Genomic DNA, 21,457 nt, shown 5'->3' with positions numbered 1-21,457 from the left:
GGGCAGGGGCGCGCCGGCGAGCTACGAGATCACGCTGCGCCTCTTCTCCCGCGACCCGAGCCGGCGCCCGAGCCCTCCTGACCGCCCGTTTGTCCGAAGACGACCGCGGCGGCGACTGGCAAGCTGCCGGCACCACCGATCGGGGTCGCCGGAGTGGCGTGACGGACGCCGTGGAACGGGCGATGTCCACCGGCTCGGACTCTCCTAGCGTCTTTCCCGGGAAGCACGGGATGCTCCAGGAAAGGTGGCTATGAGCAAGTTTCGCAAGGTGGCGGGAGCCGCTCTGGGGTCAGCACTCCTGGGATCAGCCTGCGTCGTCGCCACGGCCACGCCGGCCGGGGCGATCGTCGGCGGGTTCGCCGGGTCGAAGCGGGGCAAGTCGCTGGCCCCCGCGGTGGTGCGCCTCGCTGCGAAGGACGGCTGGCGTGACCCCGGGGTCAACTGCACCGGGACATTGATCGCCGACCGGTGGGTGGTGACGGCGCAGCATTGCACCAACAAGGGTGAGAAGCAGGGCCGGCCGTACAGGGCAAGCAAGATCACGGTGTACGTGAACACGTCGGCGCGCAATGCCGCGCAGAGCCGGACGGCGTCGGAGGTGTGGCGGCTCGACGGCTACGACGAGCGGAGCGGGGTCGGGGACATCGCGCTGCTCAAGCTGAGCAAGCCGGTCGCGGGCGTCACGCCGGTACGCATCGGCGCCGCACCGATCCCGGCGGGGACCAACGCCTACGTGTACGGCTTCGGGGAGACCGCCGACGGCCGCGGCGACCGCCAGAGTCTGCCCCGCGTGGCTGAGGTGAAGGTCGCGAGTCCGCGCAGCCTCCAGGCGCCGTGCCGGCTGCCCGGGCAGGTGACCTATGTGACGTCGGTCAACGGCGGTACGGCCCGGGGTGACAGTGGCGGCCCGACGCTGGAGTGGAGCGCGGGCGTACCGACGCTGTTCGCGGTGACGGGTGGGTCCTTCGACCGGACCACCTGCCGGGGCGGGAAGGTGTCGGCGACCTGGGTGGGGCTCTACAACCGGGTCGACCGGCGGAGCGCCGCGTGGCACTTCCTGAGGGCCCACGTGGGCGGGCTCTGACGAGGCGATGCCGCTCCCCCGAGCGGGGAGCGGCATCGAAGGAGCTACTTCGTCGCGCCGGCGGTGAGGCCGGACTGGATCTGGCGCTGGAAGAAGGCGTACACGATGATCATCGGGAGGATGGACAGCGTGAGCGCCGCGAAGAGGGCCGCCCAGTTGGCCTGGTAGCCGGCGGACACCGAGATGTTGGCGATGCCCTGGGTGAGGACCCACTTCGAGTCGGCGCCGGAGCCCTGCATGATGGCCACCGGCAGCAGGTACTGGTTCCACTGGCCGACGATGTTGAAGATCGTGATGCTGATCAGGCCGGACTTGGCCATCGGCAGCATGACCTGGAAGAACAGCCGGGTGTGGGAGGCGCCGTCGACGACGGCGGCCTCGGCCACGGTGTTCGGCAGCGTCTTGAAGAAGGCCGTCATGAAGAAGATCGTGAACGGCAGCGAGTACGCGATGTAGACCAGGATCAGGCCGGTGAACGAGTTCAGCAGGTGCAGGTTCCGCAGGATCAGGTAGAGCGGCACGATCGCCATGAAGACCGGGAACGCCATGCCCGAGACGAACAGGTAGTAGATCGCGCGGTCGCCCCAGAACTTGTAGCGGGCGAGCACGTACGCGGCCATCGAGCCGAAGATCATCGTGCCGGTCGTGCTCAACGCGACCACGAAGACGCTGTTGAGGAAGTAGCGCCCGATGTGCGCCTCGGTCCACGCCGTCTTGTAGGTCTCGAAGGAGATCTTGCTCGGCAGGCTGAACGGGGCGTGCGTGAAGATCTCGGTGTTGCTCTTGAAGGACGCCAGGATCACCCAGATCAGCGGGGCGATCACGAGGATGCCCCAGATGGCCAGGGCGATGTGGGCGAAGCCGCTGAAGAGCTTGCCGTCGCGCTTGTCGGGGTTCACGCCGGCGCTCTTGCGGGGGCCGGGATAGTCGACGGTCCCCGGCGGCGGGGCGGTCACGTCGGTCGAAACGTTGGTCATGGTGGACGCTCCCGGATCAGAGCTCGACGGTGTCGCGCCGGGTGACCCGCAGGGTCAGCGCCGCGAACGTGAGGGTCAGGAAGAACAGCACGACGCCCATGGCCGAGGCGTAGCCGTACTGGCCGTAGTCCTGCATGTTGCGGAAGATCTCCAGGCCGAGCACCGTGGTGGCGCCGTCGGGGCCGCCGCGGTCGACGGACATGACGTTGACCAGCGCGAAGGCGTCGAAGGCGGCGATGCCCAGATAGACCCAGGCGACCTGGAGGGTGTTCCACAGCAGCGGCAGCGTCACCTTGAAGAAGAGGGTGCCCCGGGTGGCGCCGTCGAGCGCCGCCGCTTCGTAGATCTCGGTCGGGATGGAGCCCATGCCGGCCGAGAAGAGCACGACGTAGAAGCCGACCGCCTGCCAGACCAGCACGGCGATGATGGACCAGAGGGCCAGGTTCTTGTCGGCGAGGAACAGCACCGGGTCGTTGACCCCGACCTGCTGGAGCAGGCCGTTGATGAGGCCGCTCTCGTCCGGGGAGTAGACGCGGCTGAAGATGACCGCGACCAGCGCCAGGGCGAGCAGCTGCGGGAAGAAGAAGATGACGCGGTAGAACTTCGAGCCGCGTACGCCCGTCATCAGCCCGCCCTTGCTGCCGCCGCCCACGTTGAGCAGGAAGGCGAAGAAGAGCGCGATGGCGATGGTGAGCAGCGGCATCGCTATCAGCAGGACCGCGTGGTGCTGGATGGCCTTCCAGAACGTCGTGTCCTGGAACAGCTTCGTGAAGTTGTCGAACCCGATGTAGTCGAACGTCGGGGAGAAACCGCGCCAGTTCGTGAAGGACAGGTTGAAGGCCTGGATGTAGGGATACACCACGAACGTCGCGTAGATCGCCACCGGCACGATCAGGAAGCCGATGATGAACGGGTACCTGCCGTGCTTCATGGTGCTAGCTCCGTCCGTCTATGGGGGAAGGGCCCGCGGCGGGAAGACCGCGGGCCCTGAGGGAAATCAGCGGGAGAACTTCTCGATGGACGAGTCGGCCTTGACGGCGTCGGCGACCTTCTGGATGCGCTGGGTGAACTTGTCGGCGTTGCCGCCCTGGTACATGAGCTCGTTGGTGGCGGCGCGCACCTCGTCGTCCAGCTTCTTGTACCAGGTGTCGAAGCGGAAGCTGAAGGTGTCGGCCCCGGCGGCGCCCAGCGCCTTGTTGCCGGAGGTGAGGCCGGCGCTGATCTCCATGCCGTCGGTGGCCCCGGCGACGACGGTCAGCGTCTTGGTGAGCTGGGTGAAGCCCACGGCGCCGGCCTTGGAGAGCATGTGCCGCAGGAACTCCATGCCGCCGCGCGGGTTCTTGCCCTTGCTGGCGACGAAGTACTGCTCGCCGGCCGCCGCGTACAGGGCGGTGACGGGCAGCTTGTCGGCGGTGGTGACGCTCGGGATCGGCATCAGCTGGTAGTCGAAGCCGGCCGGAGTGTCCTTGGCCTGCTCGTTCTCCAGCCACGAGCCCGACGGGTAGAGGCCGACCTTGTACTGGTTCTGCTGGAGCTGGACCTCGGTGTGCTTGAGGCCGAGGAACGCCTTGTTGGAGTACTTGGCGCCGACCTCGGCCCAGGCCGCCGCGGCCTGCTTGACGGCGTCGCTGGTCCAGGCGCCCGGCTCGAGGTTGTCGATGTTCTTCAGGACGTCGGGGCCACCGATCTTGGCGGCGCTGGTGAGGATCGCCGTGTACTGGTAGTACGGGGCGTTCGCACCGGCGTAGCCGTAGGGCGTGATGCCCTTGGCCTTCATGGCGTCGAGCAGCTTGGTGAAGTCCGCCCACGTGGTGGGGACGGTCCAGCCGTTGTCCTTGAACAGCTTGCCGGAGTACCAGAGGCCGAAGACGGTGAAGGCGTAGTTGAGCACGTACGGCTTGCCGTTGAACGTGCCCTGCTCCACCGTGCCGGGGATCAGGGTGTCCTTGACGGTCTTGCCGGAGATGTCCACGGACGGCGCCGCGAACAGGTCGGTCAGGTCCTGCACCTGGCCGGCCGAGACGAGCGCGCCCTGGTCCATGAGCTTCGAGCCGGAGTTGTTGATCATGTCCGGCGGGTCGCCCGCGGTGAACCGGGGCTGGACGACGGTCGAGATCTCCTCGGTCTGGTTGAAGGTGACCTTGGAGTTCGGGAAGAGCTTGTTGTACGACGGGATGTCGACGTCGGTCGCGTACTTGGTGCCGAGGCCACCGTTGAAGATCACGATCTCCAGCGGCGCGTCCTCCTTGACGCCCAGCGGGTTGGTCGCCGAGACCTCGCCGGCCGGCTTGTCGGCGGTGTCCTCGTCGTCGCCGCCACCGCCGAGGCACGCGCTCAGCATGCTCACCGCGGGGGTGGCCAGCAGGCCGACGGCGGCCGCGCGGCGCAGCAGCGTCCGGCGGTCGACCTCGGGCTTGAAGATGTCGGTCATGCACTTACTCCTCAGGGTGTGATCCGGTGCCGAACGGTGGTGCGCTTGGAGCCGGGGAGAAGGTCTAGGGGGTGGGGCTGCCGTCTTTCACGGCCTTGTGGCCGCTGACAGCCTGGGCGGTGCGCTGGAAGGCCGCGTTGGAGCGCTCGTGCGTGCGCTGCGCGACGGCGACGTACAGGAGGTCCAGGACGACCAGCTGCGGGTGCCGCGCGGAGAGCGCGTCCGGCCGGAAGGTCGTGGCCTGGGTGGCGGTGAGCAGGACGATGTCGGCCAGCTCGGCCAGCGGCGAGCGCGGGAAGCTGGTCAGCGCGATGGTGGTGGCACCCCGGCTGCTGGCCTCGGCCAGCAGCTCGATGGTCTCGCCGGTCTCGCCCGAGTGCGAGATGCCCAGAGCGACATCCCCCGTACGCGACAGCGCCGCGCTCGCGAGACCGTTGTGCACGTCGGTCCACGCCCACGCCGGCACGCCGATGCGGTGCAGGCTGAACTGCATCTCCTCGCCGACCAGCGCGCTGCCACTGGCGCCGAAGATGTTGACCCGCGGCGCGGCGGCGATCGCGACGGCCGCCCGCTCCACCTCGGCCAGGTCGAGCAGCTCGGCGGTGTCGTGCATGGCCCGGGTGTCGGCCGCCATGATCTGGCCGAGCACCCGCTCGAGGGGGTCGCCGGGCTGGATCTCGCGGCCGATGTCGACGGTCCAGCCGGCCGAGCGGGCCCGGCCGGTCTCGGCGGCGATGCCCAGGCGCAGCTCGGAGTAGCCCTCGAAGCCCAGGGCCCGGCAGAAGCGGGTGACCGTGGCCGGCGAGGTGCCGCTGCGCTCCGCCAGCTCGACGATCGTGGCCCGGGACGCGGCGGCCGGATCGCTCAGGACCTGCTCCGCCACCCGCTGCAGCGCCCCGGTGAACTCGGGGAGCAGCGTGCGCACCCGGAGCAGGACGCCCGTGTTGTCGCGCACAGGCGCGTCGACGACCGCGGTGGGGGCGGCGCCGTCCACGTCCGGCTCGACCATGGGCCATCCCTTCATAAAGGCTTGTTAACTGTCGCGGTAAAAGTTCTTACTGCGGACCCCCCTGTGTCAAGACTGTGGGCGAAGTTTTCAAACCGTTACCAAGAGCACGTCGATGAATGCGTGTTACGGCGGCGTCGTTTGACGGGTGTCGATCCGCAAATGGCCGGTAGGACGTGATAGCCATCACATGACCTAGTATGCCCGTGTTTGGTAGTCAGCCTTTCGGTCAGCCGGGCATCACCCGCACGGATGTTTTGAGGGCAACGCGAAACGCCCTCGCAACAGGCGAGGGCGTTTCGTAACGGGCCGCGGCTGGCAAAAATTCTGCCCAGAACCGGTTAAGCGCTTTTCTGGATCGCTTCCAGGAAGGCCGCGGAGCGGTGCTCGAAATTCCGGAACCGGCCGTACGAAGGGGCACCCGGCGACAGGAGGACCGCTCCCCCGGCCGGAGTCAGCTTGCGCGCGAGGCTCACCGCGTCGGCCAGGTCCTCCGCCGCCTCGGTGCGCACGCCGGGGAGCCCCGCGAGCGCTTCGAGGATCCGGGGGCCGCTGTCGGGCAGCCCGATGACAGTGATCGTCTTCTCCTCGAGGTGCTCGCGCAGGGGCCCGTAGTCGAGTCCCCGATCGGTGCCGCCGACGAGCACGGTCAACGGCCTTCCCGCGTACGCGTCAATGGCGTGCATCGTCGCGTAGGGGCTGGTCGACAGCGTGTCGTCGACGAAGGTCAGCCCGGACGGGTCCTCGATCTCCGCCAGCCGGTGCGGCAGCCCCTCGAACGACGCGACGGCCGCGCGCAGCTCCTCCTTGAGCGCCAGCACGTCGATGCCGATGCCGTCGAGCACCGCCAGCGCCACGCACAGGTTCCGGCCGTTGTGCGCGCCGCGCAGCTTCAACTCGTCGCGGGCGAAGAGCACGTCGTCGCTGCAGTAGACGAACCCGTCCGCCTCGACCCGGAACCGCGAGTCCTCGTTGCCGGCCGGGATCGCCGCGAAGCCGTTGAGGTCACGGACCGCCAGCGTCTCGGTCACCAGCCGCTGGTCGGCGCCGTTGACCACGATCAGTTCCGGACCGTGGGCCAGGAGGTTGAGCTTGTCGCGGTAGTACTCGCGCTCGCCCCCGTGCGCGTCGAGGTGCTCGGGGAACAGCGACGTCACGACGGCCACGCGCGGCGAGTCGGTCAGGTCGGTGCACTGGTAGCTCGACAGCTCCAGCACGTACTGGTCCGCGGGGGGAAGATCGAGCAGCGGGACGCCGATGTTGCCACCGAAGATGTTGGGCCGCCCGGCCGCCGCCAGCAGATGGCTGATCAGGGCCGACGTGGTGCTCTTGCCCTTGCTGCCGGTGACGCCGACAGTGTTGCGCGCGTGCTCGGCCATCCAGAGCGCGCTGCCGCCGGTGATCGTGATGCCGCGCTCGCGAAGCTCGGCCATCCACGGGTGCGTGTTCGGCACACCCGGCGAGCGCACGACGACGTCCGCCGCCGCCAGCGCCGGGAACGCGTGGTCGCCGCCGGCGAGGGGCGCGAGCGCCGCAAGCTCACCCTCCCACGGTACGGACAGGAAGTTCGCGCTGTCGTCCACGGCGATCAGCCGGGCCGGGGCGTGCGCGGCGATCGCGGTCACGGCGGCGCGGCCCTCACGGCCGGTCCCCCAGACGGCTACGGAACGTCCGCGCAGGTCTGCCAGGCGCACAGGAATACTCCTCGGGTCGGGTCGCATTAGTATTGCCCGTCGGTTCGATGACAGGAGTGCACGGGTGCAGTTCGACGTCATGAGGTTCCCCTCGTACGCCTTCGACCCCGCGACGGGCGTCGCGACGTTCGACTACGCGCTGGACGATCTGTCATTCACGGAGACGATCACGTTCCCAGTTGCGGACGTGTCCGATATTCCGGACACGTTCCATCGAGTGCTGGAGTTGTTGCACGTCGTCGCCGGGGTGAGCTACTACAAGGTCGGGGCGCCGCCGCGGATCGAGGCGCCGCGGGCCTACCCTGCCGAGGCGTCCGCCTTCTTCGACGCGGTCTACAGCCAGGGGCTGGGCGAGTACGCGTACGTGAACCAGCTGCCGTACGTGCTGGAGCTCTCCGTCGACGTGCCTGGGGTGTCGGCTCCGGCAGCTCCCGTGGACAATTCGGACAAGCGGCCGCTCTCCGCCGTGGGAGGGGGGAAGGACTCCATCGTGACGCTGGAGATCCTGCGCGCCGCCGGGCTCGACCCGGTGCCCTTCTCGGTCAACCCCAACCACGTCATCGAGAACGTCAACGCCGCCTCCGGCCTCCCCGCCCTCGCCGCCCGCCGCAAGCTCGACCCGAAGCTGTTCGAGCTCAACAAGGCCGGCGCGCGCAACGGGCACATCCCCGTCACCGCCATCAACTCGCTCATCGCCATCGCCACGGCCGTCCTGCACGGGCTGGGGCCGGTCGTCATGTCCAACGAGCGCTCGGCCTCGGACCCGAACCTGATCTGGAACGGTCACGAGATCAACCACCAGTGGTCCAAGGGCGTCGCGGCGGAGGGGCTGCTGCGGGCCGCCGTCACCGCCCACGCCGGCCTCACGGAGCCGTACTTCTCGCTGCTGCGGTCGCTGTCCGAGCTGCGCATCGCCCAGCTGTACGCGCGGTTCGACCGCTACGACGACGTGGTGACCAGCTGCAACAAGGCGTTCAAGCTGCACGACCCGACGGCCCGCTGGTGCGGCGACTGCCCGAAGTGCCGCTTCGTCGCCCTCGCCATGGCCCCGTCGATGCCCCGCGAGCGGCTGACCCGCATCTTCGGGCGCGACCTGTTCGCCGACCCGGCGCAGGTGCCGGGCTATCTGGAGCTGCTGGGGATCGACGCGCACAAGCCGTTCGAGTGCGTGGGCGAGGTCGAGGAGTCGCTGGTCGCCCTGACGATGCTGGCCGACGACCCGCAGTGGGCGGACGCGCCGGTGGTGACGGCGCTGCGGGCGGCCGTTCCCGCCGCCGGATGGGCGGCGGCGGACCGGGCGGCGGTGCTCACGCCGGGCGGGGAGACGTTCGTTCCCCCGGCGTACGCGAAGGCGCTGTCGGCGTTCCTCTGATCCCTCCGGACCGGGCGCGCCTTCCTCGGGGCGCGCCTGGCTCCCGATGCGCCCGCGTCGGCGTGTCCCTCGGCTCGCCCGCCGTTCCACCGCGCTGACGTCGGCGTGACCGGCGCCGCGCCGAGGTTGGTGGGGTGGTTACTCGGGAGTGTCGGGGCGTCTACTCGGGCGTGTCGTGGTGGATGTGCGCGGGGTCGACGCCGAGGTGCTGGAGGGCGGCGCTCACCGCGGCGAGCATCGGCGGCGGGCCGGCCAGGTAGACCTCGTGGCCGGACCACTCGCCGTAGGCGGCGACGGCGTCCGTGACGAGCCCCGCCGCGTACGGTCCGCTGGGCCCCTCCGAGATCACCGGGATGACCGTGGCCCGCCGCGCCGCCCGGGCGAGCGCCGCGATCTCCTCGATGTCATAGAGCTCGTCGAGCGTCCGCGCGCCCCAGAACAACGCCGCCGCCCGGGGGTCGCCCGTGTCGGCCAGCTCGGTGAGCAGCGCCTTCAACGGGGCGACACCCGTGTCCCCCGCGATCATGAGCACGTCGGGCCCCGCGGCCGGCAACGTCATCGAGCCCTCGGCGCGCGAGAGGCGTACCAGGTCGCCCACCCGCGTGCGATGCACCAAAGCGCCGCTGACACCGGTGAGCGTCTTGGCCCGGACGTGCAGCTCGATCAGGTTGTTGCGGCGCGGCGCTCCGGCCAGCGAGTAGGGCCGCCACACCCCGGGCAGCTCGGCCAGCTCGATCCGGGCGAACTGCCCCGGCACGTACGGCATGGGCAGATACGGTCGCAGCCGGATCACCGCCAGGTCGTCCCGCCGCCGCTCGTGCGCCACGACGACGGCTGCCCACGTCGTGGGCTCGTAGCGCGCGGCCGTCATGCCCTGCGCCACCCATTCGTACGCGTGCTGCCAGGTCGACCGCCACGCCTGGTCGAAGTCCTGCCGCCAGCCGTTCGCGGCCATCCCGGCCCGCATCGCCTCGGCCAGCGCGGCCCCCGCCAGCTGCAACTGCTGCGGCGCGATCCCGCACTCGGCCAGCGCCGCCCCCAGCCGCCCGAACCCGGCCACCAGCGCCGGCGGCTGATCCACCTGGTGCACCAGCCAGGTCAGCCCCTCGGCGAGCTGCTCCACCTGCGTGGCCGCGCTCCCCGGCACCCCGGCGAACAGCGTCGGCTGCGCCTGCACGAGCGCCGCCCGCAACCGGCTCGCCACATCGGACGGACCGCCGGCCAGCGTCAAACTGTTGCCGAGCAGCCGCCGAATCTCCTGCAACGCGGCATCATCGGCCGGGTTCATGCCATCGGGCGCCGCCACGGGCCGACCGGGCGCGACGGGCTTCGCGTCCCACGGCCCCGACACACCCGGCATCGCGACGACGGGATCACCCGGCCACATCGGCCCGGCCGCCCGAGGCGCCCCGATCGGCGGAATCCCACTGATCGGATCGAGCGACGCCGCCGGCACCAGTCCGGGATCCCACCCCCCAGGTACGCCATGAGCCGCCCCCGGCCGCCCCCCATGCACTCCCCCCGAGCCGCCCGAGCCGCCCCCGGGAAAGATCGGTGCGCCGGGCTGAGCCGGGGCGCCGGGGGCGGTCGGGCCGCCGGGGTTGATCGAGCCGCCGGGCGTGGTCGAGCCGCCGGGCAGAGCGGGAGTGCCGGGCGCGGCCGGATTGCCCGGGTGGACTGGTGGGCCAGGAACGGTCGGCAAGGCGGGAACGGTCGCGCCCGGCGGCGTGGGACGCACCGGACCGCCAGGTGCCGGAGCCACCGAGAAGCCGGGCAGAACAACCGGAAGTCCAGGAGCCTGCAAACGCGCCGGCAACGAGCTCCCGGGCGCCGCGCCAGGTGTGCCGGGCGTGCCGGGCATGGCGCCGGGCGTGCCGGGCATGGCGCCAGGCGTGGTGCCGACGGGCGGTGCCGCGGGCAGGCGAGTGTCCCGCGCGGGACGGCTGCCCAGTCCGCCCGGCAGCACAGGGTTCGGCAGAGGAGGGCCGGCAGGACCACCGGCAGCCGGCAGCGGCGGCACGGACGACAGGCCCGACCCCGAGGACAGGCCCGGCACGGAGGGCATCCCGGGGACGGGGACCGTTCCGCGTGGTCCCGCCGGAGCCGGCCCACCGGCACTCGGAAGCACCCGACCGGACATGCCCGCCCCCGAAAGCGCGCCACCCGAGCCTCCCGCGCCCGGAGACGCTCCGCCGAAGCCCCCCGTGCCCGCTGTGGTCGAGCCCGGGCCGCTCGCTCCCGGAGTGCTCGAGCCTGGCCGGGTTGTGCTCTGTCCCGGCATGCCTTGCGGGGTCAGGGCGGCGCCGGGCTGCGGCTGGGCTGTCGTGGCGGGCGGCAGGAGGTGCGCGGGGTTCGTGGTGGCGCGACCGGCGGCTTCGGCCAGGGCGGCCCGGGCGCGGGCCTGGGCGCTGAGGTCGTCGGGGAGCAGGTCAAGGAGGTGACCGGGGTCGAAGTCGGCCGCGGGCGCCCGCGGAGGAAGGTCCGCACCGGTGTCGGAAGGAAACGCAGGCCCCGAAGTCGTCGCCGGGCCGTCCACGATCGGCCGGGCGGGACCCGCACCCGCACTGCCCGGCCCGCCCGAGCCGGACACCACGCCTCCCGAGCCGGTGCTACCCGGACCGGTGCTGCCCGGACCGGTGCTCGCAGGACGGGGGCCCGCAGGACCGGTGCCCGCGGGACCAGTACTCACGGGACCGGTCGGACCGGTCGGGGCGCTCGGAGCCGGGCGCGGGGTGTTGGTGGGCAGCGTGCCGAACCTGGCCTGAGCGCCCGCCGGACCGGCCGCACTCCACCCCTCGGACTCGGCCCGCGGGGCGGACAGCTCGGGGTCGGCCTCGGGGCGGGGGATGCGGGAGGCCGAGAGGTCGCGGTGGGGGTGGGCGGCGGGGAGTTCCGGGGTCTCGTGGTGGCCGGGCCATTCGGGGTGCATCATCAGCTCGGGGTGCAGCGGCTCGGCGGCGCGGGAGTCCGGCCCGTCGCGGGTGATCTCGCCACTCAGGGCCTCGGCGACGTCCGCGGCGGCCGCGGCGACGGCGTCCGGGGCGGCCAGGCGGAGGCGGATGGCCCGCAAGAGGGCGAGCATGTGCGGGTCGGAACCGGATGACACGGCACACCCCCCGTTCGCGGAACCACGCCAACAGGACAACCGTACTGCCGGAGCGCTCCCGCCGCCCGCCCTCGCGGCGACCCGGCCCTGCCGGATGCCGGACAGGACGGCACCGCGATCCCGGCGCGAGCCAGCAAGTCCGGCGAGCCAGACCGGCGCGAGCAGGCAGGACCGTCGCCGGGGAGAGACGGAAGCAGTGGGAGAAGCGGATCAGCCGAGGGCGCGCGCCATCCGGAGGACGCCCTCTTCGAGGATCTCCGCGCTCGTGCCGAAGTTGAGGCGTACGAAGCCCGCGCCCTGGGCGCCGAAGTCGACGCCGGGCTCGAGCGCCACCCGCCCCTTGTCCAGGAACACCGCCGCCGGGTCGTCGCCGAGGTCGAGGGCCCGGCAGTCCAGCCAGGCGAGGTACGTCGCCTCGGGCGGGCGCCACGTGACGGCCGGGAGGTGCTCGGCGAGGAGGGCGGCCAGCTGGGTGCGGCGCTCGGCGAGGAAGGTCAGGAGGTCGTCGAGCCAGGCGTCGCCCTCGGTGAAGGCGGCCACCGTGGCCAGCAGCCCGAAGTGACCGGTCCGCCAGCGGGCATCCGGCGGAAACCGAGCCGCGAGATCCCGCGCACCCCCACCAGCACCGGCACCCGCGCCGACGCCGGCCGCCCCGCCGACTCCAGCCACCCCGCCAATGCCGGCACTGGCACCGGCGTCCCCGCCACCACCACTGGCATCGGCACGAGAGGCGACGCCGGAGTCGAGACCGGCGCCTTCGACGACGGCGGCGCATTTCAGGCCGGCCAGGTTGAAGGCCTTGCTGGCCGAGATCAGGCTCACCCCGACCGCCCCGGCCCCCGGGATGCTCAGGAACGGCGTGTGCGTGGCGCCCGGCAGCACGAGCGGAGCGTGGATCTCGTCGCTGATGACCGTCACGCCGTACTCGGAGGCCAGCGTGACCAGCGCGGCCAGCTCCTCCGGGGTGTGCACGCGGCCGACCGGGTTGTGCGGGTTGGCCAGGACATAGGCGGCCGGGCGCTCCGCGAACGCCACCTCCAGGGCGGCCAGGTCGAGCCGATAGCCGGCGGTCAGCGGCACCTCGTGCAGCCGCAGCCGCGCCTCGGGCGTCCACTCGAAGAACGGCGGGTAGACCGGCGGGCTGATCACCACGGTGTCGCCGGGCCGGGCCACCAGGCGCAGCAGCTCGACCACGCCCACGCCCACGTCGGTGATCGGGGTGACCCGGGCGGGATCGACCTCCCAGCCCCAGCGGCGGCCCGCGAACCGCGCGACGGCCGCCCCGAACTCCGGCGCGTCGGCATCCGCGTAGCCGGTGTCGGAGGCGTCGATCGCCGCCTTGAGCGCGTCGGCGATCACCGGGGCGATCGGCACGTCCATCTCGGCGACGAACATCGGCAGCACATCCTCGGGATGCGCGCGCCACTTGGCGCTGCGCCGGCGCCTCAACACGTCGAGGGAGTCGACCAGCATCAGCACACCCCGGCGAGAAGCAAAGGCACAGCCATCAAGCCACCTTAAAGGGTCGGTGTGTGAGTGGGGGCCGGGCTGCGGCGCGCCCCACTCACACACCGACCCTTGGGCGAGCGATCCGGTAGAGCACGTTGTGCCGCAGCGGACCCGCCGGGATCTCCGGGTCCTCGAAGTCGCACGCCGGGTCGTGGGTCATGCCGAGGCGGTGCATGACGTCACGCGAGCGCTGGTTGGTCGCCACCGTGATGGCCAGGATCTCGCCGAGCCCCAGCTCCGCGAAGCCGAAGTCGAGCAGCGCGTGCGCCGCCTCGGTGGCATAGCCGTGACCCCATGCCGCGCGGGCCAGCCGCCAGCCGATCTCGACGCCCGGCACCGGGCTGGTCTTGTCGGTGGGGTCGAGCCCCGCGAAGCCGATGAACTCGCCGGTCGCCGGCACCTCCACCGCCCACCAGCCCCAGCCGCGCGCCGCCAGCTCGGACCGGAAGAGCTCCAGCGACTGGGCGCTCTGCTCATAGGTCAGCGCCGGGCCGAGGAACTCGCGCACGAGCGGGTCCGCGTTGAGCGCCGCCCACGGGAGCAGGTCGTCGTCGCGCCACTGCCGCAGGAGCAGCCGGTCGGTGCGGAGCTGGGTGATCGTGACCACCGTCCTTTCAACGGCCGCAACAGTACAGGGACGCCGAGGGACAAAACGGTCGTCAACCCACCGGTCCGCCGCCGGGTGGGCGCCGGGCACAATGCCCCTGTGCCGTACGCCGAGATCACCACCCCCGACGACGACCGCATCGCGGACTACCGGGCCCTGACCGACGTCGAGCTGCGTACCAGGTGGGAACCGCCGAACGGGCTCTTCATCGCCGAGGGTGAGCTCGTCATCCGGCGCGCCTTGCGGGTCGGCTACCGCCTGCGCTCGGTCCTCGTCGACGAGAAGCGTGTGAACCAGCTCACCGACCTCCCGGACGACGCCGTCGTGTACGCCGGGGCGCCCCCGGTCCTCGAGTCCATCACCGGTTTCCACGTGCACCGCGGGGTGCTCGCGTCGTTCCACCGGCGCCCGCTGCCCGAGCTGCCCGACCTGCTCGCGAAGGCGCGCCGGCTGGCCGTGCTCGAGGGGCTCAACACGCACACCAATCTGGGCGCTTTGTTCCGGAGCGCCGCGGCCCTGGGCATCGACGCGGTGGTGCTGTCCCCCGACTGCGCCGACCCGCTCTACCGGCGGTCGGTGCGGGTCAGCATGGGCGAGGTGTTCGCCATCCCGTACGCGAAGACCGAGAACTGGGCCGAGGCGCTCGACACCGTACGCGCGGCCGGCTTCACGTTGCTGGCGATGACACCGGGCGCGGACACCGTACCCCTGGCGCAGTTGACCGACGCCCAGCGTGAGCGGCCCGCCCTGCTCCTCGGCGCGGAGGGCCCGGGTCTGACCCGCCGGGCGATGGCAGCCAGCGACGTCCGCGTGTCGATCCCGATGCACGCCGGCGTGGACTCGCTCAACGTGGCGACTGCGGCCGCGATCGCCTTCTACGAGCTGTCGCGGTGAAGGAGCGCTGAGGGGCGCCAAGAGCAGCGCCGGAGCGCCAGGAGCAGCGCTGGAGCGCCAGAAGCGGCGCCGAAAGAAGCACGAGGAGCAAAGTTCAATCGATCCGGTACGTGAGGTGCACCGCGTGCGCGGACGGACGCACGTGGATCTGCCGGAAGCGCCGCGGCACCGACCCTTCGGCGAACAGCGGCGTCCCCCCGCCCAGGGTCAAAGGCGCCAAGTGCAACCGCAGCTCCTGTACGACCCCCGCGTCGATCGCCCCCCGGATCAGCGCACCGCCGCCCATCAGCACCACGTCCCGCCCCCCGGCCAGGTCCCGTGCCTTGGCGACGGCACTCCGCACCCCGTCGACGACGAACGTGAACCGGTCCCGGTCGAGCCGCATCTCGGCGGGCGGCGTCCGCGTGACCACGAGCACAGGCGGCACGGCGGCGAGCCCGGCACCGTACCCGACGGTGTCGCTCCACCCCTCGGGCCCGTCGATCACGTCGAACGTGCGGCGGCCCATGACCACCACCCCGGTGGCGTCGGTGGCGGAGGCGAGCACCTCCCGGTCCACGGCGTCGTCGGCGAAGGCCCACGTGTGCAGGCCGTCCGCGTCCCGGCCCAGACCGGCCAGCGGCCCGGGGTCAGGTCCCGTCACGAATCCGTCCAGCGACATCGAGATGTCAGCGACCACCTTGCTCATGCCGTCACTCTGCCAGGAAACGCGCCGCCAGGGTGCGCGCCGCCTCCTCGACGGCCCGGTCCATGGCGGCCGGCGCCGGGTCCCAGGAGACCAGCAGCATGCGCGGCCAGAACACGTAGTCGGCGATCATGCCGAGGAACTGGGTCGCCGCGAGCACGGGGTCCGGCAGCGTGACCGTGCCGGCGGCCGCCTCGGACTCCAGATAGGCCCGCACGGTCTCGAAGAAGGGCAGCTTGCCCAGCTCGAACTGGGTGCGCCCGAGCTCGGGGAAGCGCGGCACCTCGGCGATGACGATGCGGAAGAGGTCGGCCATCCCGGGCCGGGTGAGCAACGCGACATAGCGACGGCCGATCGCGACCAGCCCGGCGTGCAGGTCGCCGGGCCCGGGCGCCTGGTCTGCCCCGGGCGCCACCTTCCAGTAGTCGGTGACGATGGCGTCGAACAGCGCGGCCTTGGTCGGGAACTGCTTGAACAGCGTTGCCTTGGACACGTCCGCCTCGGTCGCGATGCGGGCCAGCGACGTGCCGCCGTAACCGAGCTCGAGGAACAGCCGGGTGGCCGCGTCGATGATGGCCGAGCGCTTCTGCTCGGCGAGATTGCGGTGGTACGTCGACGGCGTCACCCCTCCACCATAGCGACCTGAGTCACTTGACTCACCACCCGGACGAGCTCTACCGTTCGTGGCGAGTCGAGTGGCTCACCTCGCCATCAAGGAGTGGACCATGCGTCGTTTCGAGAACCGCACTGTGCTCGTCACCGGGGGCACTTCCGGCATGGGTACGGCCCACGTCCGCGCGTACCACGGGGAAGGGGCCCGGGTCGTCATCGCCGGCCGGGACGCCGAAGCGGGCACAGCACTCGCCGCCGAGCTGGGCGACCGGGCCCTGTTCCAGCGCCTCGACGTGACCGTGGAGACCGGCTGGCAGGCCGCGGTGGCCGCCGCCGAGGACCGTTTCGGGCCGGTGTCGGTGCTGGTCAACAACGCCGGTACGCAGCACCCGGCGACGCTGGTCGAGCACACCGGCCGCGAGCTGTGGGACGCGACGCTGGCCGTCAACGTCACCGGCCCGTACCTGGGCATCAAGGCCGTCACCCCGTCGCTGCGCCGCGCCGGCGGAGGCGTGATCGTCAACATCGGATCGACGATGGGCCACGGCGGCACCGCGTACTTCGGGGCCTACGTGGCGAGCAAGTGGGCGCTCCGCGGCCTGACCCGCACCGCCGCGCTGGAGCTGGCCCGCGACAACATCCGCGTCGTCGCGATCGAGCCCGGTGTCGTGTCCACGCCGCTCATCACCGAGCCGCCCGCCGCCGGCTACCCGGCGATCGCCGAGGTCTACTCCCCCGAGCCGTACGCGATCCCGCGCCTCGCCGATCCGGCCGAGGTCAGCGAGCTGCTGCTGTTCCTGACGTCGGCCGGCGCCGCGTTCGCGACGGGCTCCGAGTACGTCCTCGACGGCGGGCTGCTGCTCGGTCCCGTGCCCGCCTGATCAGAAGGGGCGCTTCAAGACCGCGGGGCCAGCCGCCCGCCGGTCCAGGCCAGGCCCATGCCCGCGGCGAGCAGCAGCAGCGCGCCGACCGTCGGCAGCGGCTTGACCGCGAAGGTGCCCGCGCCCACGGAGACGGCGGCCAGCATGAGCAGGATGCCGTCGGCCGGGTTGACCAGGCGGGAGCGGAAGACCGCCCAGCCCAGCAGGAACCAGCCGGCGCCCAGGACGGCCGCGGCGACCAGGGCGGCGGTGCGCACGTGGTCGGCGGGCAGGCCGGCGGCGGGGACGGGCGCCCCGGCGGGGACGGTGGTGAGCGGCAGCCAGAGGACGGCGCCGGCCAGGCTGACCAGGAGGCCGGCGGCGGCGGAGCGGCGCGCCCGGGTGCCCGCGAGCAGGCCGGCCAGCGCGATCATGGCCACCGTGGTGAGCCAGCCGGCGGCCAGCTGGACGGGCAGCGGGCCCGGCGGGGTGGCGACACCGAGGGTGGCCCAGCCGTGCAGGACGGCGCCGGCGGGCAGGGCCCAGAGGGCGGTGCGGGCGTAGCGGCGGACCGACCAGATCCACACCGCGTCGCGTACGGGGAAGGCGGTCGGGTCGGCGATCTCGGTGCCGGGCGCGCCCACCCAGGCCGGGGCGACACGCAGGGGTCGACCGCTCGCGGTCTGGTACTGGCTCGTGCTCATGGCTCCGCCTTGGGTCGGGCGAGCGGCCGGGGGCACCGTCGGGAAGTCCACCATGGCAAAACCCCGCGCTCTCGCGCGGGGTTTGGCCCTCTTTACTCCCGTGTTGCACCCTAAGTGTTATGCCCGCTCGGGCTCCCCGGCTCCGTTGTAGTCGGCGGCGCCGAGGGCCGACGACGGCGGGATCGTCTCGGGCGCGGGCAGGCCCTTCGGGGCGTTGTCCCCGCTGACCTGCGCCTCGGCCTCGCGTACCTGGGCGTTGACCGCCTGGGCCTCGGCCGCCGCGGCCTCGGCCGCGGCGACGGCCTCGCGCTCGACGGCGGCCGCGTCGACGGCCTCCGACGGCTTGTCACCGGCCATGTTGGCCAGTCCGCCGAGCGCGCCGCCGAGGCCGTCGAGGGCCTTGGACAGCTCGGTCGGGATGATCCAGACCTTGTTGGCCGTGCCGTTGGCGATCTGCGGCAGCGACTGCAGGTACTGATAGGCGAGGACCTTCTGCGACGGGTTGGACGTGTGGATGGCGTCGAAGACCGTGCGGATCGCCTTGGCCTGACCCTCGGCCTGCAGGATGCGGGCCTGCCGGTCACCGTCGGCGCGCAGCACGGCGGCCTGCTTCTCACCCTCGGCGGTGAGGATCTGCGCCTGCTTGTGACCCTCGGCGTTGAGGATCGCGGCGCGGCGGTCGCGCTCGGCGCGCATCTGCTTCTCCATGGAGTCGCGGATGCTGGGCGGCGGCTCGATGGCCTTGATCTCGACCCGGGTGACCTTGATGCCCCACCGGCCCGTGGTCTCGTCGAGCACCCCGGACAGGTGCCGGTTGATCTCCTCGCGGCTGGTCAGGGCGCGCTCGAGGTCGAGCGAGCCGATGACGTTGCGCAGGGTGGTGACGGTCAGCTGCTCGATGGCCTGCAGGAAGTTCGAGATCTCGTACGTGGCCCGGACCGGGTCGACCACCTTGAAGTAGAGCACCGTGTCGATGCTGACCACGAGGTTGTCGGACGTGATGACGGGCTGCGGCGGGAAGCTGACGACCTGCTCGCGCATGTCGACCTTGGTCCGCACCGCGTCGACGAACGGCACGAGCAGGTTGAGGCCGGGCGACAGGGTGCGCTTGTATTTGCCGAGCCGCTCGACGACGTCCATGCGCTGCTGGGGAACGATCCGAACCGACCGGATGAGCGTGATCACCGCGAAGAGCGCGATCACGAAGATGAGTACGCCGAGCACTGCTTCCACAGGTGCTCCCCCCTATATGTTCGGGGTCTCGTCACGCCACACGATGACCGTGGCGCCCTTGACCTTGATGATGCGGACGCGCTCGCCCGGCTCGTACGTCTCGTGGCCGTCGAACGATCGTGCCGTCCACAACTCCCCCTCGACCTTGACCAGGCCGTGGTCGGCGCCGACGGCCTCGAGGACGGTGGCGTGCTGCCCCTCGAGCGCCTCGATGCCGAACGGTGTCTCGCCCGTCTCCAGCGCGGACTTGGCGTGCCGCGTGATGAGCGGCCGCAACGTGCCGACCGAGAGCCCGGAGACGATCGCGAAGACGATGACCTGGAGCAGCACCGGGCCGCCGAGCGCCGCCACGCCGGCCGCCGCGAGCGCACCCGCCGCGAAGAAGATGATCAGAAAGGTCGCCGTGAAGGCCTCGCCGATCGCCAGCGCGATCGCGAGCACGAGCCACAGGACCGATTCCATGCTTCGATCCTGACACGTTCCCGCACCTCCGACGATCCGGCGCGGCCCCCACTTTTTCGCGTTTCTTCGCGCGCGGCCGCGTAGTTAGGCCATTGACCGACTTATGGAGGACCACCTGTGCCGCTGCTCCCCGAGATCGCCCGGACCGTCACCGGGATCGCCGCCCGCGCGCAGCGCACCGGCCGGGCCCCCTCGCTGGCCCTGGCGGTGGTCCAGGACCGCTCGTTGCTGCACTTCACCGGGGCCGGCGAGACACCGCCGCCGGACCCCAAGACCCAGTACCGGATCGGCTCGATCACCAAGACACTCACCGCCACCCTGATCCTCCAGCTGCGCGACGAGGGCGCCCTCAGCCTGGACGACCTGCTCTACCGCCACCTGCCCGGCACCCCGCTCGGCGCCGTCACGCTGCGCCAGCTCCTCGGGCACGTCTCGGGCCTGCGCCGCGAGCCCGACGGCCCGTGGTGGGAGCGCACCGCCGGCCAGTCCGTCGACGAGCTGCTGTCGGGCCTCACCGCCGACAAGATCGCCGGCCCGCCCTGGCGCGACTACCACTACTCCAACCTGGCGTACGGCCTCCTGGGCGCCGTCGTCCACCGGGTGACCGGCGAGCCGTGGGCCACGCGGGTCACCAAACGCGTCCTCGAACCGCTGGGCATGAAACGCACCACGTATCTGCCCGTGGAGCCGTACGCCCGGGGGTATGTCGTCCACGCCCTCGACGGCCGCCTGCACGAGGAGCCCCGCCCCGACGCGGGCGCGATGGCCGCCGCCGGCCAGCTGTGGTCCACCGCGACCGATCTGGCCAAGTGGGTGGGCTTCCTGGCCGACCCGGCGCCCGCGGTGCTCGCCCGGGCCACGCTCGACGAGATGTGCACCCCGATCGCCATGCAGGACGAGACGTGGACGGCCGGCCACGGCCTCGGCCCGGAGCTGAACCGGGTCGGCGAGCGCATCTACGTCGGCCACGGCGGCTCGATGCCCGGCTACGCCGCCCAGATCCTGGTGCACCGGCCCAGCCGGGTGGGGGTCGTCGCCTTCGCCAACGCGTACGCCCTCCGCGGCACCACCATCCGCACGGTCGCCCTGGACGCCCTCACCGCCGTCCTCGACGCCACGCCCGAGGTCGTCGTGCCGTGGCAGCCCGCCCCGCCCCCGCAGGGCGAAGCCACCGAGCTGTGCGGCCGCTGGTGGTGGATGGGCATGGAGTACGAGGTCGCCCCGGCCGGCGCCGACCTGGTCATGGCGCCGGTCGGCTCCTCCGCCCGGTCCCCGTGGCGCTTCACCCGCGAGGCCCCGGACCGCTGGCGCGGCACGGCCGGCACGAACGCCGGCGAGCTGCTCCACGTCCTGCGCACCCCGGACGGCACGGTCGACAAGCTGGACATCGCGACGTTCGTCTTCAGCCGCGATCCGTATCAACTGGCCTGACATCGAGCTCGTCGGCCAGGCTCGTGCAGACCGGCGCCACCTCGGCGTAGGTGGTGCGGATGCCGTCCAGCGGCGCCATCCGCCCGGCGCGGGCCTCGTCCTCGATGCGGGCGAACAGCTCGGCCAGGGCGGTCACCCCGAGGTTGGTCGCGGATCCCTTGAGGGCGTGCGCCTGGTCGCGTACGCCATCGAGGTCGCCCTGGGCGGCCAGCTCATCCAGCCGGTCCATGCCCGGAGGCGTCTTCGTCACGTACGAGCGGAGCATCCGCACGATCAGCGCGCGCCCGGGCCCCGGCTCCTCCCAGTCGCCGATCTCGTCGAGCCGGGCCCGGATGCCTCGCTCGTGACCGGACGTCACCAGTCGTCCGACGCGACCTTGGCCCGCGGCAGCAGGCTCGTGAGCGTGCCGGCCAGCACCTCCGGATTGACCGGCTTCTCCAGATAGGGCGCCGTGGCCTGCACGAGCCCGGAACTCAGCGCGACGTGCCGCGGGATGCCGCTGAGGTACACGATCTTGATGCTCGGATAGATCGACGCCACCCAGCGCGCCAGCTCGCCGGGCACCTCGCCGGGCAGCGACAGGTCGGCGATGAGGATGTCGATCCGGCCGGCCCGCTCCCGGCAGATGGCCTCGGCCCCACTGTTGTCCGCGGCGGCGAGCACCTCGAAGCCGCGCCGGCCCAGCGAATGCGCCACGAGGTCACGCACGTCCTCGTCGTCCTCGACGATCAGGACGACGGGCTGCCCGGAATGCGGCGAGTACGGCAAGACGGCCACCTCCACCTGCGAG

At 71.8% G+C, this 21,457-nt stretch carries 20 protein-coding genes; 5 read left to right on the top strand and 15 right to left on the bottom strand.

The genetic code is table 11. From position 1 onward, the window contains the following. The first annotated feature begins 250 nt into the window (after positions 1-250). A complete protein-coding gene (locus tag RAN62_RS21835) occupies positions 251-1,084 on the top strand; it encodes a S1 family peptidase (protein WP_305786541.1) in 834 nt (277 codons plus the stop codon). Between the two features lie 44 nt (positions 1,085-1,128). Here the strand turns inward: RAN62_RS21835 and RAN62_RS21830 are convergent, their stop codons facing one another. From RAN62_RS21830 to murD, 5 genes are all read right to left on the bottom strand, one after another. After that, positions 1,129-2,061: a carbohydrate ABC transporter permease gene (locus RAN62_RS21830; RefSeq protein ID WP_305786540.1), complete on the bottom strand. Its 933-nt coding sequence runs from the start codon at positions 2,059-2,061 to the stop codon at positions 1,129-1,131. Positions 2,062-2,077: 16 nt separating this feature from the next. Continuing rightward, complete coding sequence (locus RAN62_RS21825) at positions 2,078-2,992, bottom strand: carbohydrate ABC transporter permease (protein WP_305786539.1); 915 nt, start codon at positions 2,990-2,992, stop codon at positions 2,078-2,080. A 66-nt stretch (positions 2,993-3,058) separates the two neighbouring features. Beyond that, positions 3,059-4,492: an N-acetylglucosamine/diacetylchitobiose ABC transporter substrate-binding protein gene (ngcE, locus tag RAN62_RS21820; RefSeq protein WP_305786538.1), complete on the bottom strand. Its 1,434-nt coding sequence runs from the start codon at positions 4,490-4,492 to the stop codon at positions 3,059-3,061. 64 nt (positions 4,493-4,556) lie between these two features. Beyond that, positions 4,557-5,501, bottom strand: coding sequence for a MurR/RpiR family transcriptional regulator (locus tag RAN62_RS21815; RefSeq protein ID WP_305786570.1), 945 nt, complete (start codon positions 5,499-5,501; stop codon positions 4,557-4,559). A 338-nt stretch (positions 5,502-5,839) separates the two neighbouring features. Beyond that, the gene (gene murD / locus RAN62_RS21810; RefSeq protein ID WP_305786537.1) at positions 5,840-7,192 is read right to left on the bottom strand and encodes a UDP-N-acetylmuramoyl-L-alanine--D-glutamate ligase; all 1,353 of its coding nucleotides are present in this window, start codon (positions 7,190-7,192) and stop codon (positions 5,840-5,842) included. A gap of 64 nt (positions 7,193-7,256) precedes the next feature. Here murD and RAN62_RS21805 point away from each other — a divergent pair, with 64 nt between their 5' ends. Further along, complete coding sequence (locus RAN62_RS21805; RefSeq protein WP_498371880.1) at positions 7,257-8,564, top strand: MurL-like N-terminal domain-containing; 1,308 nt, start codon at positions 7,257-7,259, stop codon at positions 8,562-8,564. 160 nt (positions 8,565-8,724) lie between these two features. Here the strand turns inward: RAN62_RS21805 and RAN62_RS21800 are convergent, their stop codons facing one another. The 3 genes from RAN62_RS21800 to RAN62_RS21790 form a co-directional block, all read right to left on the bottom strand. Continuing rightward, positions 8,725-9,870 carry a globin gene (locus RAN62_RS21800; protein ID WP_305786535.1) on the bottom strand — a complete coding sequence of 382 codons (1,146 nt, stop codon included), beginning with the start codon at positions 9,868-9,870 and terminating at the stop codon, positions 8,725-8,727. 2,010 nt (positions 9,871-11,880) lie between these two features. Beyond that, positions 11,881-13,143 carry a MalY/PatB family protein gene (locus RAN62_RS21795; RefSeq protein ID WP_305786534.1) on the bottom strand — a complete coding sequence of 421 codons (1,263 nt, stop codon included), beginning with the start codon at positions 13,141-13,143 and terminating at the stop codon, positions 11,881-11,883. 91 nt (positions 13,144-13,234) lie between these two features. Then, a complete protein-coding gene (locus tag RAN62_RS21790; protein WP_305786533.1) occupies positions 13,235-13,786 on the bottom strand; it encodes a GNAT family N-acetyltransferase in 552 nt (183 codons plus the stop codon). A 75-nt stretch (positions 13,787-13,861) separates the two neighbouring features. Between RAN62_RS21790 and RAN62_RS21785 the strand changes: the two genes are divergently transcribed. Beyond that, the gene (locus RAN62_RS21785; protein ID WP_369077185.1) at positions 13,862-14,680 is read left to right on the top strand and encodes a TrmH family RNA methyltransferase; all 819 of its coding nucleotides are present in this window, start codon (positions 13,862-13,864) and stop codon (positions 14,678-14,680) included. A 94-nt stretch (positions 14,681-14,774) separates the two neighbouring features. Here the strand turns inward: RAN62_RS21785 and RAN62_RS21780 are convergent, their stop codons facing one another. Further along, positions 14,775-15,368 carry a dihydrofolate reductase family protein gene (locus RAN62_RS21780; protein ID WP_305786531.1) on the bottom strand — a complete coding sequence of 198 codons (594 nt, stop codon included), beginning with the start codon at positions 15,366-15,368 and terminating at the stop codon, positions 14,775-14,777. Between the two features lie 4 nt (positions 15,369-15,372). Then, on the bottom strand, positions 15,373-15,990 hold the full coding sequence (locus RAN62_RS21775) for a TetR/AcrR family transcriptional regulator (protein ID WP_305786530.1): 618 nt from the start codon (positions 15,988-15,990) through the stop codon (positions 15,373-15,375). Positions 15,991-16,090: 100 nt separating this feature from the next. Between RAN62_RS21775 and RAN62_RS21770 the strand changes: the two genes are divergently transcribed. Continuing rightward, on the top strand, positions 16,091-16,858 hold the full coding sequence (locus RAN62_RS21770) for an SDR family NAD(P)-dependent oxidoreductase (RefSeq protein ID WP_305786529.1): 768 nt from the start codon (positions 16,091-16,093) through the stop codon (positions 16,856-16,858). 14 nt (positions 16,859-16,872) lie between these two features. On the opposite strand, the gene RAN62_RS21765 is transcribed toward RAN62_RS21770, so the two are convergent. The 3 genes from RAN62_RS21765 to RAN62_RS21755 form a co-directional block, all read right to left on the bottom strand. Beyond that, positions 16,873-17,541: a hypothetical protein gene (locus RAN62_RS21765; protein ID WP_305786528.1), complete on the bottom strand. Its 669-nt coding sequence runs from the start codon at positions 17,539-17,541 to the stop codon at positions 16,873-16,875. Positions 17,542-17,658: 117 nt separating this feature from the next. Continuing rightward, the gene (locus RAN62_RS21760; protein WP_305786527.1) at positions 17,659-18,774 is read right to left on the bottom strand and encodes an SPFH domain-containing protein; all 1,116 of its coding nucleotides are present in this window, start codon (positions 18,772-18,774) and stop codon (positions 17,659-17,661) included. Positions 18,775-18,786: 12 nt separating this feature from the next. Then, entirely contained in the window at positions 18,787-19,236 is a 450-nt protein-coding gene (locus tag RAN62_RS21755; RefSeq protein ID WP_305786526.1) for an NfeD family protein, read from the bottom strand. Positions 19,237-19,353: 117 nt separating this feature from the next. Here RAN62_RS21755 and RAN62_RS21750 point away from each other — a divergent pair, with 117 nt between their 5' ends. Next, entirely contained in the window at positions 19,354-20,667 is a 1,314-nt protein-coding gene (locus RAN62_RS21750; protein WP_305786525.1) for a serine hydrolase domain-containing protein, read from the top strand. Here RAN62_RS21750 and RAN62_RS21745 read toward each other — a convergent pair. Together RAN62_RS21745 and RAN62_RS21740 are read right to left on the bottom strand one after the other, a co-directional pair. Then, a complete protein-coding gene (locus tag RAN62_RS21745; RefSeq protein WP_305786524.1) occupies positions 20,639-21,025 on the bottom strand; it encodes an Hpt domain-containing protein in 387 nt (128 codons plus the stop codon). The genes RAN62_RS21750 and RAN62_RS21745 overlap by 29 nt on opposite strands. Beyond that, the gene (locus RAN62_RS21740) at positions 21,022-21,435 is read right to left on the bottom strand and encodes a response regulator (protein ID WP_305786523.1); all 414 of its coding nucleotides are present in this window, start codon (positions 21,433-21,435) and stop codon (positions 21,022-21,024) included. Before RAN62_RS21740 ends, RAN62_RS21745 begins: the two co-directional genes overlap by 4 nt. Positions 21,436-21,457 lie beyond the last annotated feature (22 nt).

It is taken from the genome of Symbioplanes lichenis, from assembly GCF_030709675.1.
Lineage (GTDB): Bacteria > Actinomycetota > Actinomycetes > Mycobacteriales > Micromonosporaceae > Actinoplanes > Actinoplanes lichenis.
The sequence above is the reverse complement of the archived record's forward strand: the minus strand, read 5'-3'. Positions and strand labels throughout refer to the sequence as shown.